The 13,661-nt window shown below is 65.6% G+C and carries 14 protein-coding genes and 1 tRNA gene; 10 read left to right on the forward strand and 5 right to left on the reverse strand.

Going from position 1 to position 13,661, the window contains the following annotated elements; translation table 11 throughout:
- The first annotated feature begins 1 nt into the window (after nucleotide 1).
- The 7 genes from GobsT_RS16065 (at nucleotide 2) to GobsT_RS16100 (ending at nucleotide 6,328) form a co-directional block, all read left to right on the forward strand.
- Nucleotides 2-271 carry a hypothetical protein gene (locus tag GobsT_RS16065; RefSeq protein WP_010036546.1) on the forward strand — a complete coding sequence of 90 codons (270 nt, stop codon included), beginning with the start codon at nucleotides 2-4 and terminating at the stop codon, nucleotides 269-271.
- A gap of 60 nt (nucleotides 272-331) precedes the next feature.
- On the forward strand, nucleotides 332-1,678 hold the full coding sequence (locus GobsT_RS16070) for a CobW family GTP-binding protein (RefSeq protein ID WP_010036547.1): 1,347 nt from the start codon (nucleotides 332-334) through the stop codon (nucleotides 1,676-1,678).
- Nucleotides 1,666-2,703 (forward strand): WD40 repeat domain-containing protein, encoded by a 1,038-nt coding sequence (locus tag GobsT_RS16075; RefSeq protein ID WP_010036548.1) that lies wholly within the window; start codon nucleotides 1,666-1,668, stop codon nucleotides 2,701-2,703. Before GobsT_RS16070 ends, GobsT_RS16075 begins: the two co-directional genes overlap by 13 nt.
- A gap of 438 nt (nucleotides 2,704-3,141) precedes the next feature.
- The gene (locus tag GobsT_RS40470; RefSeq protein WP_010036550.1) at nucleotides 3,142-3,273 is read left to right on the forward strand and encodes a hypothetical protein; all 132 of its coding nucleotides are present in this window, start codon (nucleotides 3,142-3,144) and stop codon (nucleotides 3,271-3,273) included.
- A 359-nt stretch (nucleotides 3,274-3,632) separates the two neighbouring features.
- Nucleotides 3,633-4,790 (forward strand): transposase, encoded by a 1,158-nt coding sequence (locus GobsT_RS16090; protein ID WP_010033207.1) that lies wholly within the window; start codon nucleotides 3,633-3,635, stop codon nucleotides 4,788-4,790.
- Between the two features lie 334 nt (nucleotides 4,791-5,124).
- Nucleotides 5,125-5,565: a hypothetical protein gene (locus tag GobsT_RS16095; RefSeq protein ID WP_148087761.1), complete on the forward strand. Its 441-nt coding sequence runs from the start codon at nucleotides 5,125-5,127 to the stop codon at nucleotides 5,563-5,565.
- A gap of 559 nt (nucleotides 5,566-6,124) precedes the next feature.
- On the forward strand, nucleotides 6,125-6,328 hold the full coding sequence (locus GobsT_RS16100) for a hypothetical protein (protein WP_010036553.1): 204 nt from the start codon (nucleotides 6,125-6,127) through the stop codon (nucleotides 6,326-6,328).
- On the opposite strand, the gene GobsT_RS16105 is transcribed toward GobsT_RS16100, so the two are convergent.
- Genes GobsT_RS16105 through GobsT_RS16115 form a run of 3 tightly spaced genes read right to left on the reverse strand, consistent with a single transcriptional unit; the run spans nucleotide 6,314 to nucleotide 7,431 of the window.
- Nucleotides 6,314-6,589, reverse strand: coding sequence for a transposase (locus tag GobsT_RS16105; RefSeq protein WP_010036554.1), 276 nt, complete (start codon nucleotides 6,587-6,589; stop codon nucleotides 6,314-6,316). The genes GobsT_RS16100 and GobsT_RS16105 overlap by 15 nt on opposite strands.
- 3 nt (nucleotides 6,590-6,592) lie before the next feature.
- Complete coding sequence (locus tag GobsT_RS16110; RefSeq protein WP_081471506.1) at nucleotides 6,593-7,150, reverse strand: ISAs1 family transposase; 558 nt, start codon at nucleotides 7,148-7,150, stop codon at nucleotides 6,593-6,595.
- Nucleotides 7,120-7,431 carry an RNA polymerase sigma factor gene (locus GobsT_RS16115; protein WP_010036558.1) on the reverse strand — a complete coding sequence of 104 codons (312 nt, stop codon included), beginning with the start codon at nucleotides 7,429-7,431 and terminating at the stop codon, nucleotides 7,120-7,122. Before GobsT_RS16115 ends, GobsT_RS16110 begins: the two co-directional genes overlap by 31 nt.
- A gap of 125 nt (nucleotides 7,432-7,556) precedes the next feature.
- Here GobsT_RS16115 and GobsT_RS16120 point away from each other — a divergent pair, with 125 nt between their 5' ends.
- Together GobsT_RS16120 and GobsT_RS16125 are read left to right on the forward strand one after the other, a co-directional pair.
- Nucleotides 7,557-8,942: a DEAD/DEAH box helicase family protein gene (locus GobsT_RS16120; protein WP_010036560.1), complete on the forward strand. Its 1,386-nt coding sequence runs from the start codon at nucleotides 7,557-7,559 to the stop codon at nucleotides 8,940-8,942.
- Nucleotides 8,943-9,066: 124 nt separating this feature from the next.
- Nucleotides 9,067-10,377 (forward strand): DUF790 family protein, encoded by a 1,311-nt coding sequence (locus tag GobsT_RS16125; protein WP_010036563.1) that lies wholly within the window; start codon nucleotides 9,067-9,069, stop codon nucleotides 10,375-10,377.
- Nucleotides 10,378-10,624: 247 nt separating this feature from the next.
- Here the strand turns inward: GobsT_RS16125 and GobsT_RS16130 are convergent, their stop codons facing one another.
- Both GobsT_RS16130 and GobsT_RS16135 read right to left on the reverse strand, forming a co-directional pair.
- Nucleotides 10,625-11,614, reverse strand: a complete 990-nt coding sequence (locus GobsT_RS16130) for a DUF1573 domain-containing protein (protein ID WP_029600737.1) — start codon at nucleotides 11,612-11,614, stop codon at nucleotides 10,625-10,627.
- A 206-nt stretch (nucleotides 11,615-11,820) separates the two neighbouring features.
- Entirely contained in the window at nucleotides 11,821-12,558 is a 738-nt protein-coding gene (locus GobsT_RS16135; protein ID WP_071529251.1) for a ComF family protein, read from the reverse strand.
- 850 nt (nucleotides 12,559-13,408) lie between these two features.
- On the opposite strand from GobsT_RS16135, the gene GobsT_RS16140 reads away from it, so the two are divergent.
- A tRNA-Ser gene (locus GobsT_RS16140) sits at nucleotides 13,409-13,495 on the forward strand.
- Nucleotides 13,496-13,661: the final 166 nt, after the last annotated feature.

Consider the following 13,661-nt stretch of genomic DNA (forward strand, 5'->3'; position numbering starts at 1 on the left):
GATGGTCAACGGATACAGCAGCGGTCGGAAGTCCGACCCGGTCGTCCTCGGCCGCATCCGGGGGTGGATGCGCGACGCGCTCGGTCGGCCCGACGCCGTCGTCGTGGTCACCGAGCGGCGGTGCGCCGAGGGCGGCGGCCCGGACGTGGAAACGGTCGTCGCCGTGACGGGCGAGCCGGGCCGGGCGCGGCACCACACGTTGCCCAAGGCCGCGGCCGACATCACCCGCACGGACGTTTTGTCCCTGGCCGCCCGTGGCACCCACGGCTGAGCGGGGTATGATAACGAAGTATATTCAAGTAAAACATCGTTTTCCGACGGGGGTTAAGCCATGCCCGCGACCAACGACCGCGTCCCGGTCACCGTCCTCACCGGGTTCCTCGGCTCCGGCAAGACGACGCTCCTGAACCACATCCTGACCGCGAACCACGGCAAGCGGATCGCGGTCATCGAGAACGAGTTCGGTGAGGTCGGGATCGACCAGGACCTGGTGATCCGCGCGGAAGAGGAAGTCTTCGAGATGAACAACGGGTGCATCTGTTGCACCGTCCGCGGGGACCTGATCCGCATCCTCGGCAACCTGATGAAGCGGAAGGACAAGTTCGACTACATCGTGGTCGAGACCACCGGCATGGCCGACCCCGGGCCGGTCGCCCAGACGTTCTTTGTGGACGACGAGGTGGGGCGCAAGACCCGGCTCGACGGGATCGTCACGCTGATCGACGCCAAGCACGTCCACGACCACTGGGACTCGGACGAGGTGCGGACCCAGATCGCGTTCGCCGACGTGCTCCTGCTGAACAAGACCGACCTCGTCTCGGCGCGCGAACTGGACGCGCTCGAGGCGCGCATCAAGGGCATGAACGGCGCGGCGAAACTGTACCGGACGCGGAACTCGGTCGTGGAGATGGACCGCATCCTGAACGTCGGCGGGTTCAACCTGGACCGGGCGCTTGAGGTGGACCCGCAGTTCCTCGAACCGGAGTACCCGTTCGAGTGGGGCGGCGTCTACGAACTCGTGGCCGGGGAGTACGCGTTCGTTTGCGGCGACGGCCCGGACCCGGCGATGAACGTGGCGCTGCTGCCGTGCCCGTCGGCCGACGAGGCGGGGCGGAAAGCGGTCGAGACGGACGCGGTGCTGCTGTTCAGCGACGAGGAGCACGGGGTCGCGCCGGGAGACCCTCTGCCCGTCGGCAAGCGGCTCTCGCAGCTCCAACTGCCGGAGGGCGGTCCGAAGCGGTTCCCCGTGCCGATCGCCGAAGCCGGGTGCTACGCGCTGTTCACCGAACACGGGCCGGACGAGTTCGGGGCGGAACTGGTCGGACCGGCCGGCGCGCTCGCCCCGACCGCGACCCACGAGTACAAGCCGGACCACGAGCACGACGACGAGGTGTCGTCGGTCGGGATCACGGTGCCCGGCGACCTGGACATGGACCGGCTCAACGCCTGGATGAGCGAGCTGCTCCAGACGCGAGGGACGGACATCTTCCGCATGAAGGGCGTGCTGAGCATCAAGGGCGACAAGAACCGGTTCGTGTTTCAGGGCGTTCACATGCTGCTCGACGCCCGTCCGGACCGACCGTGGGGAGCCGCGCCGCGCTCGAACAAGCTCATCTTCATCGGCCGCAACCTGGACCGAACCGCGCTGACGGATGGGTTCAAGTCATGCTTGGCGTGAGCGGCTGGTTCGGCGGGGTGAAACTCACCGAAGTCTGGCGGGGCGGGATCGAGGACCACGTGATTTCGCTCGCGTGGTCGCCCGACGACCGGTTCGTTGCCGTGGCCGGGGCCGCCGGGCCGGTCGTGGTTCTGGACGCCGTCACCGGTTCCGCGCGGCACCAACTGCCCGGTCACCGGGGCGGCGCGACCGCGGTGACGTGGGCGGACGAGGGCACGGTCGTCTCGGCCGGCCAGGACGGCCGGGTCCGCGTCTGGGACGCCGCGACCGGGGCCGAGCGGTTCGCCCTCGACGCCGGGGCGCGGTGGGTGGAATCGGTGGCCGTCAGCCCGTGCGGAACGTACCTCGCGTCCGCGGCCGGCAAGAAGGTGCGGTTGTGGGGGCGCGACGGGCGCCTGTTGCGGGACTACCCGGGCCACGCCAGCACCGTCACCGACCTCGTATGGCGGCCCGGCGGGCACGAACTGACGGCCGCCGCGTACGGCGGCGTCGCCCTCTGGTCGCCGGACGCCGCAGAACCGGCGGGGCGGTTGGAGTGGAAGGGCTCGGTGCTGCGGCTGGCGTGGTCGCCGGACGGGAAGTTCCTCGCCACCGGCGACCAGGACTCGACCGTCCACTTCTGGGTCATGGCGGCCGGCACGGACTTGAAAATGTTCGGCTACCCGAAGAAAGTGACCCAACTGGCGTGGGACCACACGTCGCGGTTCCTGGCGACCGGCGGCGGGCACCGGGTCACCGTGTGGGACTGCTCCGGGTCCGGGCCGGCGAACACGCGCCCGCTCGTCCTGGACGCGCACGACGCGGTGGGCAAGGTGTCGGCGCTGGCGTTCCAGCGTGCGGGACCGCTACTGGCCTCCGGCGCTGACGACGGCCAGGTGCTCCTTTGGCGGCCTGACGGCGGGCGGCGCCCGCTCGCGGCCGCGGGGCTCGGCGCGGTCGTCACTCGGCTCGCGTGGTCCGCCGACGACTCACGACTCGCCGTCGGCACCGAGGCCGGTGTTGTGACCGTGTTCCGCGCCCGCTGACCCCGCCTCACTCCGCCCCTGGCGGGTGCGCCTCCCGCCGAACTCGGCGCGGCACCCCAGCGCCCGGCAGAACCAACACTGGCGGGAATCCGTACGGTCACGAAGAAGATGGTTCGGGAAAACTATTGAATAAAAAATTGTTTTACCGCCACCGGGCCGTACAGGAACCTGCAGTGCCCTCTCCATCGACGCGCTTCCGATTGCGGCGCTGGATCGCCGGCATCGTGACCTATTCCACGGCGCGTGCGGGTCGTGCGTGGCCGAGGACCAGCGGTGGGTGGTGCTGAGCGCGGGCGGGTTCGCCGACGGGGTTTCGATCGCGCCGCACGCGTGCGACCACAGCCTGCCGAACGGTCGGGGTGCCGAGCCACGGCTGCAGATCGGATCGGCCGACGAGGTTCCGATTCGGACCCGGTACGCGGGGCGGGTGGTCCGCCGGTGCCGAAGGCGGAACTCGAAGCGACCCGGTACTCGGCCGTGGGCGACGTGGTGTACGGCGTCGCGGCCGTGGACCGCGCGCTGTTCGTCCGCACCGGGACTGAACTGGTTTGGATCCGCCCGGCCGAGTGACACGTCCGAGAGGGGAACGAAAATCCGCGACCTCGCCTACCGGTGCTTGGACTTGGCCGCCCGATAACGGAAAGCTGTATGAAAGATTAATTAATATCAAATTCGTTATGATATCTCGGCCTGCAGGGCTGGGCATGTCTCGGCGGGCGCGTCGACTAGGTCTGCGTCTGGCGGCTGGTGAAGTTGTTGCTGCGAACCGGAGCGCCCGACATCTACCGCCGGGTGCTGCTGGAGGTCGAGCGGGTCGTCATCGGCGACGTTCTGAATCCAGTAGTTTCAAGTTGGGCGATTTATGAGTAGCGGGCCGCATGGGTTTACCGGTCAATGGTGGTTACCACGCCTCCACTGTCGGAGCCCCCATGCGACCCAAACGTCAGTCTATCCGAGCCACCCCGGCCCACGCCACCCGGCACCTCCGTCCGGTCCTGACCGACTGGCTCGGCCGTGCGGTCCAACTGCCCAAGCGTCGCCGCACCTGTACACCCGAGGTGGTGTGGCGGGTGGTGCTGTTCGCCGCGGCGTTCGCCCGCTCGGTGGCCGCGGCCTGTGCCGCGATCGCCGACGCCCCGTCCGGGCAGGCCATCTGGGATTGCTTGTACCTCACGCTGCCCAAGCGGCGCCGCACCCTCGAGCGGCGGTTGCGGCCGGCCCTCCACGCCCCGCTCGGCAAGCGGAAGCGGGCGGCTCGGGTCGCGATCGACTACCACCGGATCGGGTACTTCGGGACGCCGAACCGGGACACCACCCGGTCCAAGGGGGCCGGCGGCACCCACACGTTCCACACGTACGCCACCGCGTGCCTCGTCGGGGGACCGGACCGGTACACGCTCGGGTTGACGGCCGTGGGCGAGAAGGAGCCGATGACCGCGGTGCTCACCCGGCTGTTGGATCAGGTGACGGCGGCACGGGTTACGGTCCGGGTCGCGCTGCTGGACAAGGCGTTCTTCTCGATCGCGGTGATGCGGTTGCTCCAGGCGCGGGGTGTGCCGTTCGTGATCCCGGCCGTGGTCCGGGGCCGCAAGCCCCGGCCCGGGGTGAAGGGGGTCGGGTTGCGGGCCGTGCGGCGGCGGGGCGCGGGTCGATATGCGTACACCCACGCGGATCGGGGCACCTCGGTGCGGGTGCACGTGGTGATCGCTCACAAGAGCTACCGGTACCGGCGGACCGGGGGCCGGCGGAGCAAGAAGTTACTGTACGCGGCGTGGCGGGTGAGCGGGAGCCCGGTGGCGATTCGGGACCTGTACCGGACCCGATTCGGGATCGAGAGCAGCTACCGCCAGTTGGGGCAGGTTCGGCCCCGGACCTCGACCACCGATGGGGTCGTGCGACTCCTGTGGGTGGCCGTCGGGCTGATCCTGCGTAACGCCTGGTTGTGGTCCCGCTCAGCCCGCGGCCTCGGGTGGACACTGGCGGCGGTATGCCTGATACTGTTGGCCGATGGGCTGGCACCTACAGATGGCGAAAATAAGTCCATTACTACTGCACGATCGGCCAACAAAACCAAGCCGCCAACTTGAAACTACTGGAATCATGTGAGCGGCAACCAACTGCAGGCCAGCGAACTGCTTGACATCTCCCGCACACGCTCCGGGCGAAAGTTCAGACGTTTGAGAACTCTTCCGGCGAGCCCGCCTGGCACAGGCGGGCCCTTGGGCGGGGCGATAAGACACCCGGAAGGCGGGCCTTCTGCGATAACCGATGCCGATGAGATGGAGCAATCGCTGCGCAGTAATGCTATAAATTTGTTATGAACTTTTTGACCCGTATACTTGCAAGTCAGATTTTTCGTTGTGGCCAAACTGCTAGCGTGGTTCCCGCCAGGGACGGTCGATTTACGAGGAGAACGTCACCATGCGAGGGCTTGGACGGAGCGCGTGGGTGCTCGCGGTGGCGTGGGCCGGGCTCCCGTCGGTCGGCCAGGCCGGTTGGATCACCGCTCACGAGCGGGATCTCGGCAACCCGCGGCCTGCCGGTGCGTCCAAGTTCCGGTTCGGCTCGCCGACGGCGCTGCCGCTCGTGGCGATCGACGGGCTCACGGGGGCAGGGGCCGTTCAGGCCGTCGCCGGCGGCGGAACCTCGTTCTTCAACGGCCTGGGCGTGCCGGTCCTTCTGAACCTCTCCGACGGGTCGGCGTACCTGGCGGGCGGCTCCCAGCCGACCCGTCGTGCCAGCCGCGTGCCGGGCTGTACTCCGCCGGGGCACCCGGTGCCGCAGACCGGCGTCCCGGTCCCGGACGGTTACTCGCGGCTCGGCGTTGCGCTGGTCCCGGGTACGGCGGGTTGTGGGTTCTGACGGCTTCGGTGACCGGCATCGCAGGGGCCAGTCTCCAATCGGGTTCGGTGGTCATCCCGGAGGGCAGGTGGGGGCGCTCGACCTCGAACCTGAGGCCGAGCCATACCCTGACCCCACGCCCACGCCCGACCTATCGCCCGCTCCGTCTCCGACCTCGGGCATTCCCGAGCCGACCACCGCGGCCCTCGCGGCTTCGGGCATGCTGCTCGCGCTCCCGTGGATCCGTCGCCGGTGGCAAGCCGGCTTCAGACTTCAAGCTGGACACAGCCTTCGCCCCCGAACGAGGGGCCGGTCGCTCTTACCGGTCCGCGCCACAGTCGCACTCGGCCCCCGGTACGGTCGTGTAAGGGTGCTCAAGAGGACACGGTGGCGCGTGCGCGACGGGGCCACCGCATCGCACAGTTGCACGTTCCGCTAAGGTCATCCGCTTTGATTCCCGCGCTGGACCGAATCAGGGCTTGCCACGAACGTAGTGCGCGAAGTAGATGCCGTCCCCACCGACCGCTCGCGCAGCCCCGCGCCGCTGTGACGAAGCGGCTCCCCGGGTACGCGAGTCCCCATGGAATTGCTTCAGAACTCGTTCTACCTGTTCGAGGCCATCCGGCCGCTCGCCGCCGCGGCCGGGGCCGTCGGCCAGTTCCTGCGTCAACCCCTGATCGTGGTGTTCATCGTAGTCGGGATCGGGATCGGCCCGGCCGGCCTGGGACTCACCCGGTTGGGCGAGGGCATCGGGCAGGGCCAGCGCGTATTAATTGCCTTGTAAAATAAGGACTTGGTCCAGGAACGTCGTATCCATCAAGCATCGGGTCATCTTTCCTCGGATGCGATCCTTCTCGGGATGACGCTTCAACAAGGTGATGGCGAACCGCCGGAGCCAGCTCAAGTTGTTGGCCAAGATCCGCTCCCGGGTGCGGGTCCGGTCCTCACCGGATGTGACATCCAGAACCCAGTGCATGGCCTCAATGCCCCAGTGCTTCCGCTCCGCCTCGCCGAATCGCGGGCCGCTCAGGAACCGGCTCAGCATGTCCTACCGCACCTCGTCCGTCTGGGTCCCGTCCGGGTGCGTGGTGATTCGCACCGCGGTGCCAATGGCCTTGATCCACGGCCACTCGCCTTTTGCGGCAAAGTCCGGGGGTACTTGAGCCCCCCAATAGAACCGCTCGTCCCGTCGCCCGTGGCCGTGGGTGTCGGTCTGATGGTTCCGGTGCCGGAGCGCCTTCCGCTCCCCCTCCAAGTGCTTCTCAACGACGGCGGCGATCGCGGCGGCCAGCTTCGGCTGGTTATCCTGGACCGCGAGCACGAAGTCCCCGCCCCCGGCCACGATGTTCCGGGCGATGTCCTTCTGGCACCCCATGGCGTCGATCGTCACCACCGCCTTCTTCCGGCCCAGTTGCCGGAGCAGCACGGCAATGGCGGTGATCTCGTTGGATTTCTCCTCGGTCGCCACCGGACCCAACGCGACCCCGTGCTCGGTGGCCCACGCGCTAACGATGTGCCGCGGCCCCAACCCGTGCCCCGCATCGTGGGACCGGCGGGCCGTCTTGCCATCGATGGCTACCAACCGGTCCAGGACACTGCGGCGCACATCTGACCAGGGCTATAACGTCTTGACCCATCAGGGGGATCACGGACGGTGCCGGCCTTCTTCGCCAGAACCAAAAACACCGCCTGGAACGCATCCTCGGAATCCGCTCGCGACCGCTTGACGCGCTCGCACACGCACAACACCATCCCGCCGTGACGCCGCGCCAGTTCGGTGAACGCATTCTGGTCCCGGTGCGCCGCGAACCGCGCCAGTAGTTCCCCGTCGGGCGCGGCTGCGGGCTCCAGTCGCCGCAGGATTTCGGTCGGACGCGTCACGCTCATCGGTCCCCCTTCCAACCCTGTACTCCGTGGTATGGCCGGCGCGCGTCGCGCAAAAAATGCCACCGCGGCCCGATGCTAACCTACCTGCGCTAGGAAAGTGCCGGCCGCGGTGGCATAATTCCGGCATGAGCGACACACCGGTCTTGCTGGGTTACGATCGCGGCACCGTGACCGTGACGGGCGGCCCCGACGGGTTCGTGTACAGCGACCTGCCGGGAGTCGTGTTCGATCCCCGCACGTCCACACACCGCGCGCAGGGCCGGCACTACCGCACCGTCGTTGAGCACCTGATTAAAGAGAAGCTGCCGTATGAGGACGCCGCCCGCGGTTGGCCGAAGGAGCCGAGCGGGTGGAGGCTCAGCGCCGAGCGCACCGCCCGCGACTACCAGCTCGCGGCCGTCGCCGACTGGACGAAGGCCGGGCGCCGCGGCGTGGTGGTGATGCCGACCGGCACCGGGAAGACGTTCGTCGCGTTCCTGTGCATCGAGAAGGTGGGCCGCCCTACCATCATCGTGACGCCGAAAATCGACCTGATGGTGCAGTGGGCGCGCGAGCTGGAGCAGAGCTTCGGCGTCACGGTCGGGATGGTCGGCGGGAACGAGCGCAACTTCCAGCCCCTCACGGTCACCACCTATGACTCGGCGTACATCCATCTAGAAACGTGGGCGAACAAGTACGGCCTGATCGTGTTCGACGAGTGCCACCACCTTCCGGGGCCGTCGTACTCCGAAGCCGCGAACGCCAGCCTCGCCCCCTTCCGGCTGGGGCTGACCGCAACGCCCGAGCGCGCCGACGGCGGCGAGCAGATGTTCCCGCAACTCATCGGCCCGATCTCGTACCGCCTCGACATCACCGACGTTGCGGGGGAGTTCTTGGCCCCCTACGAAACGCGCCGGGTGTACGTCGAGCTGACCCAGGAGGAAGAGGAAACGTACCGCAACTGCCGCGAAGAGTACCGCAAGTTCGCTGCCGACCGCGGCATCAGCATGAGCGGCCCGGACGGGTTCCGCCGGTTCCTCTTCGAGGCCAGCAAAGCCCCGGAGGGTTGGAAGGCGGTCCGCGCGTACCGCGAGCAGAAGCGCATCATGCAAACGCCCAGCGGCAAGTTCCGAAAGCTTGAGAACCTGCTCCAGCAGCACGCCAACGACCGCGTCCTGATCTTCACCGCCGACAACGCCACGGTGTACGAGGTCGCGCGCCGGTACCTGATCCCCGCGATGACGAACCAGACGAAGCCCAAGGAGCGCAAAGCGATCCTGGCGAACTTCCACTCCGGCGCCTTCAACGCGGTCGTGACGTGTCAGGTGCTCAACGAGGGCGTGGACGTGCCCGCGGCGGGAGTGGGCATCGTACTGGCCGGCACCGGCAGCGCGACCGAGAACGTGCAGCGGCTCGGGCGCATCCTGCGGAAGTATGCGGACAAACAGGCGGTGCTGTACGAGGTGATCACACGGAACACAGCCGAGGAGTTTGTGAGCGACCGCCGCCGCCAGCACCGCGCGTTCCAGTAACCAAGAAGAGGATTCACCGCAGAGGGCTCGAGAGGGCGCAGAGCCGTTCAAAGAGTATGCAACCACCAGTGCTCTTATGGGCTTCTTTGCCCGCTCTCGTGCCCTCTGCGGTGAATAGTGCTTTATGTTGACCGGTAAGATGGTTCGGGTGCGGCACGCGAAGAACAAGCTCGTGCCGCTGTACATCGAACCCAGTGACGAAAGCCTGCGCGCGCTCGCCGAGCAGCTCCTGCTCGCGTACCGCAACGCGCCCGGGCGCACGCGTGGCGAGATCGAGGAGGAGTTCTCGGACCTCATCCCCGAAGGGCCCCGCGGGCTGCTCCCCGCGGGACTCGCGAAGCTGCTTGAAGACCGGTGCGAGTTCGAGGTGTCCGCGGACCACCCGCCAGACCAGCTCCGCGAGGCGGTGTTCAAGGCCGCGGCCGTCGAGCGCGCCGAGGCCGCTAATTCGATGCGCCCGTTCGACCGCGCCGCGGTCATGCGCCAGGTGGCCGAGCAGTTGTCGCTCACCATTCGGCCCGAAGACATCGACCGCAGTCTGTTCGCCGACCTCAAGGACGAGCAGCGCGTCATCTCGTTCGACGACATCACCGCTGAGCAACTGCTCAACCGCTATAATGTCGCACTAGCACAGGCGATTCTGCTCCGCGCCACGCTACTGGAGGTGCGGGTGTACGCGGAAACGCCGGCCCGGTTCAGGCAACTGTTCCGTGCCGTGAAGTTCCACCGGCTCATCTGCACGATCCAGGAAACCCCGGGCGGTAGCTACAAGCTCACGCTCGACGGCCCGCTCTCGCTGTTCTCGTCCACGAACAAGTACGGGCTCCAGCTCGCGATGTTCCTGCCCACTCTCTTACACTGCAAAGCGTTCGACCTCCGGGCGAACATCCGGTGGGGCGCGGAGCGTAAGGAGAAAACGTTTCAGCTCTCGGGCCTCGACGGGTTGAAGTCGCACGCGCCCGACTTCGGCGTCTACACGCCCCCCGAACTGCAAATGTTCGCCGATTCGTTCGCGGCTAAGGTGAAGGGCTGGACGATCGATTCGGACCCGCACCCGATCCTGCTGCCGTCGAACACCTGGGTGCCGGACTTCAAGCTCACGCACACGGAGACCGGCAAAGAGGTGTTCGTGGAGATCTTCGGCTTCTGGCGCAAGGGCGACATCGAGACGCACTACCGAAACCTGTCGAAAGGGGTTCCGGGAAAGTTCGTACTGTGCGTGTCCGAGCAGATGCGCGCCGACGACGAGTCGGAGGTGGCGTTCGGCGACGGCGTGTATCGCTACAAGCGTACCCCGTTGGCGGACGAGGTGGCGCGGCTGGCGGCGCGGGTCGCCGGGGTGGATATGGGCGGGCCAACAATCGCGGCGCTACTAACCGAAGAAGAAGTCCCGAAACCGAAAGCCAAACCCAAAACACGAAAGAAAAAAGAGTAGACCTTTCGAGTGCATCGCAACACGGTCACGCGGTCATTGCACGAACCCTACGGCCGCACGACAAGCTCATGGCATTATCCCCGAATGCCCGTTCAATGAGGAACGGGCATTCGGTGAAAAGAGCAACAGCCTTGTGAGCCGGACGACAGGGATCGAGAAGCAACTGGACCCGCACCGCCTTCGGCGTCTGAAACGGAATAACGCCGGGAGTTCCGCCCCGGCGTTTGTCACAGATTGAGCGTGAGTATTATTTGCTCACAACCTTCGCGGTCACCGGCACGATAACGGTCGGCTGGTCCTTGTTGTCGGTCACGATCTCGACCGACCGGGTGAATCCGCCGGTAGCGGTTGGGCTCGCCGCGATGACGACCGTGTGAACAGGCTTCGCACTGTCCTTTTCAACCTTGACCGTCAGCTGATCATCAGCGCCCTTCACTTCCAGAATCTTGAACGGAGCGCTGCCCTGAATCGTCACCTTCTGTTCCGCGGTCGCGGCGCCCATCTTCACATCACCGAACGACACCCGCTCCGGCAGCGCGGCCACCGCCACCGTCACGTTCACCGTCACCGGGATGCGGAGCTTTGCGACCGCCGCGTTCGAGGTCTCGAGCAGCACGTCCGATGTCCAGTTCCCGGCCGGGCACTCCTTGTCGAGTGTCGCGGTGATGTCGTAGGTGACGATGCTACCGCTGCGTGACGCCAGCTTCGCCTCGACGTTCACGAACCCGCCGGTGCTGGTCGCCTTGTTGACCGTCCACTTAGGGTCACTGGTGAAGCTGACTTTCGTCGACACCGTCGCCCCCTTCCCCTTCACCACGCTGCCGAACGCAAGCGTGTCGGGAGACATCATCAGGTCGTCGCGGGTGACGGTGGTGACCTTCAGCGCCACCTCCTCAAACTGCGGCCCCTGGAACGGCACGTAGACCAAAACGGTTTTGGTGATGCCGGCGTGCGGGATGCGCTTCGTATCCATGTACGCGATCACCGCGGCCGTCTCGCCCGGCGCCACGCGGTTGGCCGTCAGAGCCGGGGTCACACACCCGCACGAGACGCGTGGCTGCCCCAGAGTGATAGTCTCTTTGGTCGTGTTGGTGAACCGGAAGTAATGCACCAGAACGGTCCCCTTCGGGCTGACCCCGAAGTCCTTTTCCTTCTCCGTGAACAGTTCACCCGGGCCGGCCAGCGAGAAGGTGCTGAACGCCAATACGCCCACGAAGCTCATCGCGAAACGAGTCATTCCTTTTCCCCCATTTGGACCCGCGTCGCACCCCCCGGAACGTCGCGGGCCTTAACCTATTTGGTATCACACCAACGCAGGCCACATCATCAACGAACGCTGCTGATTCCTATTGCCAATCTCGCGCCGCAACGGTGGCCAGTGCGCGACTCATCAACCCGTCAGGCCCCCACCTCCCTGCATTTCCGAACTGGCCCGCGTAACTCCTACCGCCGGGCCAGGACCGCGACCACGACACGCTCAGCACCGGCGTCGCGAAGCGCCTTTGCAGCCACGCTCGCGGTGCTGCCCGTGGTCATCACATCATCCACGAGCAGTACCGCTTTTCCGGCGACTCTTGCGCTCGATCGCACGCGGAAAACGTCCCTCATGTTTATTAGCCGTGCCGAACGTGTCGGTTGCGCGTGCTGTGTCGTAAAACGTGCCCGACGCAGCACGCGTGGCTCGTATGACCGGCCGAGAGAACTGGCGATTTCCCGCGCCAGAGCTTCCGACTGGTTGTAACCCCGTGTCCATTTGCGCCACCAGTGGAGCGGAACTGGCACAACGGTGTCGATCTCGGCCAACGCGTGCGCAGTGCCCCGCTCTTCAACCAGCACCCGACCGAGACGATCGGCGAGTCCTTCTCCGGAGAGCAACTTCATGCGCAGTATCGCGTCGCGCAGCTTCCCTTCATACGGCCCGAGACGCACCGCGGAATCGAACGCGAAGCCCGCGCCGCGGCACTCACCGCAGCCTTTAGAAATGTCGGCGTGTGGACCAACCGTTTGCGCACACCATGGGCACGCCGGAAACGGGTCCGACACGATCGCGCGACGACATTCGGAGCAGAGTCCGTGCCGAAGCGCGCCGTCGGGTGGTTCTTCAGCATCACAAACAAGACAAGAATCCGGATACACTAGACCAATTGCGTGACGAATGAGTTCTGATGTGGCCCGCAACATGACCGGGTCCTCAACGGCGGCGTCACTTCTTCTGGCAGTTCTGCCTTGATAGTACGACCAAGGCGAGTAACACGCAATCACTCGCACGGACAATGGAACGGGTATTTCATAAGGAGTGGCGGTGCGTACCGTTCATGGACGACACGCTCCGGTCCGGACCCGGTACCGGCGAAACCCGATCGCCGAGAGATGCTTTGCACGAAAATTCAAACGTTAAATTAAATTTTTTAACACAAACCAATTAACTTATTACAGGTCCAGTTGATCCATCCAGCCCCTGTTAGGTCAGCCCTGTGATGCCCCACGTGCGAACGCCCTCAGCCAGCGCCCGTTGGGGTGGCCGGCCTTACCTCCGCCTTTCCGGGACCGCAGCGCGTCGATCGCGGCATCAAGTAGGCGTTGATCCGCCGGCAACGGTCTTGCGGTAGACGCTGAAATCGGCGGCACTGTCCTGACGCGCGCCCCGTGGTGCGTCATCAGCGCGATCTGCACACGATCTCGAAGCTGAAGGTCATCGGTCGAACGGAATGAGGGCATCGAGGCTTTCCGCATCGCTCGTGAGTAACTGGATGCGAATCAGGAGGGGGCGCCTTTCTGTCGGAAGATGGGACGCCGCAAACGGCTCATGTATTAGGCCGATCGGGGGGATTGCTTCGGCGCGTGCGAACCCATAGACTTCATTAGGCGTCATCCTCGCTGTAACGGTTTGAAGTGGTGTCTCCTGACGGCTGCAACCCGGCAAGGACAACTATCTCCTACACCGATTAGCGTAACTGTAGTGCTCTGGATAGTAAAGTTCAGAGTCTGAAATGACGATGGGAATACTAGCAGCTTAGGATTTCAGCCACTTGGAGAGGTGGCAGAGTGGTCGAATGCGTCGGTCTCGAAAACCGATATACCCGCAAGGGTATCGAGGGTTCGAATCCCTCCCTCTCCGCTACAACGCCATCTGCGTCAAGACGCAGATGGCGTTTTTTATGGCTTTCAAGCGTTTTTGCCTGTTTAGAGCGATTTCGGTTATTGTTTAGCTGTGTATCCGCCGTGGCGGATGGAGTCGCCGCACTCGTCGGGTATCAACGCCTCGTGGACGGTGGAGAAGAAGC

The sequence above is a fragment of the Gemmata obscuriglobus genome, assembly GCF_008065095.1.
In the GTDB taxonomy this organism is placed as follows: Bacteria; Planctomycetota; Planctomycetia; order Gemmatales; family Gemmataceae; genus Gemmata; species Gemmata obscuriglobus.

Bases quoted from the DNA above. Each gene is read 5' to 3' on its own strand.
- GobsT_RS16135 (WP_071529251.1), bottom strand. From the start codon at position 12,558: ATGTTGCGGGCCACATCAGAACTCATTCGTCACGCAATTGGTCTAGTG.
- GobsT_RS16115 (WP_010036558.1), bottom strand. From the start codon at position 7,431: ATGAGCGTGACGCGTCCGACCGAAATCCTGCGGCGACTGGAGCCCGCA.
- GobsT_RS16130 (WP_029600737.1), bottom strand. From the start codon at position 11,614: ATGACTCGTTTCGCGATGAGCTTCGTGGGCGTATTGGCGTTCAGCACC.
- GobsT_RS16075 (WP_010036548.1), top strand. From the start codon at position 1,666: ATGCTTGGCGTGAGCGGCTGGTTCGGCGGGGTGAAACTCACCGAAGTC.
- GobsT_RS16100 (WP_010036553.1), top strand. From the start codon at position 6,125: ATGGAATTGCTTCAGAACTCGTTCTACCTGTTCGAGGCCATCCGGCCG.
- GobsT_RS16065 (WP_010036546.1), top strand. From the start codon at position 2: ATGGTCAACGGATACAGCAGCGGTCGGAAGTCCGACCCGGTCGTCCTC.
- GobsT_RS16125 (WP_010036563.1), top strand. From the start codon at position 9,067: ATGTTGACCGGTAAGATGGTTCGGGTGCGGCACGCGAAGAACAAGCTC.
- GobsT_RS16120 (WP_010036560.1), top strand. From the start codon at position 7,557: ATGAGCGACACACCGGTCTTGCTGGGTTACGATCGCGGCACCGTGACC.
- GobsT_RS16070 (WP_010036547.1), top strand. From the start codon at position 332: ATGCCCGCGACCAACGACCGCGTCCCGGTCACCGTCCTCACCGGGTTC.
- GobsT_RS16105 (WP_010036554.1), bottom strand. From the start codon at position 6,589: ATGCTGAGCCGGTTCCTGAGCGGCCCGCGATTCGGCGAGGCGGAGCGG.
- GobsT_RS16095 (WP_148087761.1), top strand. From the start codon at position 5,125: ATGCGAGGGCTTGGACGGAGCGCGTGGGTGCTCGCGGTGGCGTGGGCC.
- GobsT_RS16090 (WP_010033207.1), top strand. From the start codon at position 3,633: ATGCGACCCAAACGTCAGTCTATCCGAGCCACCCCGGCCCACGCCACC.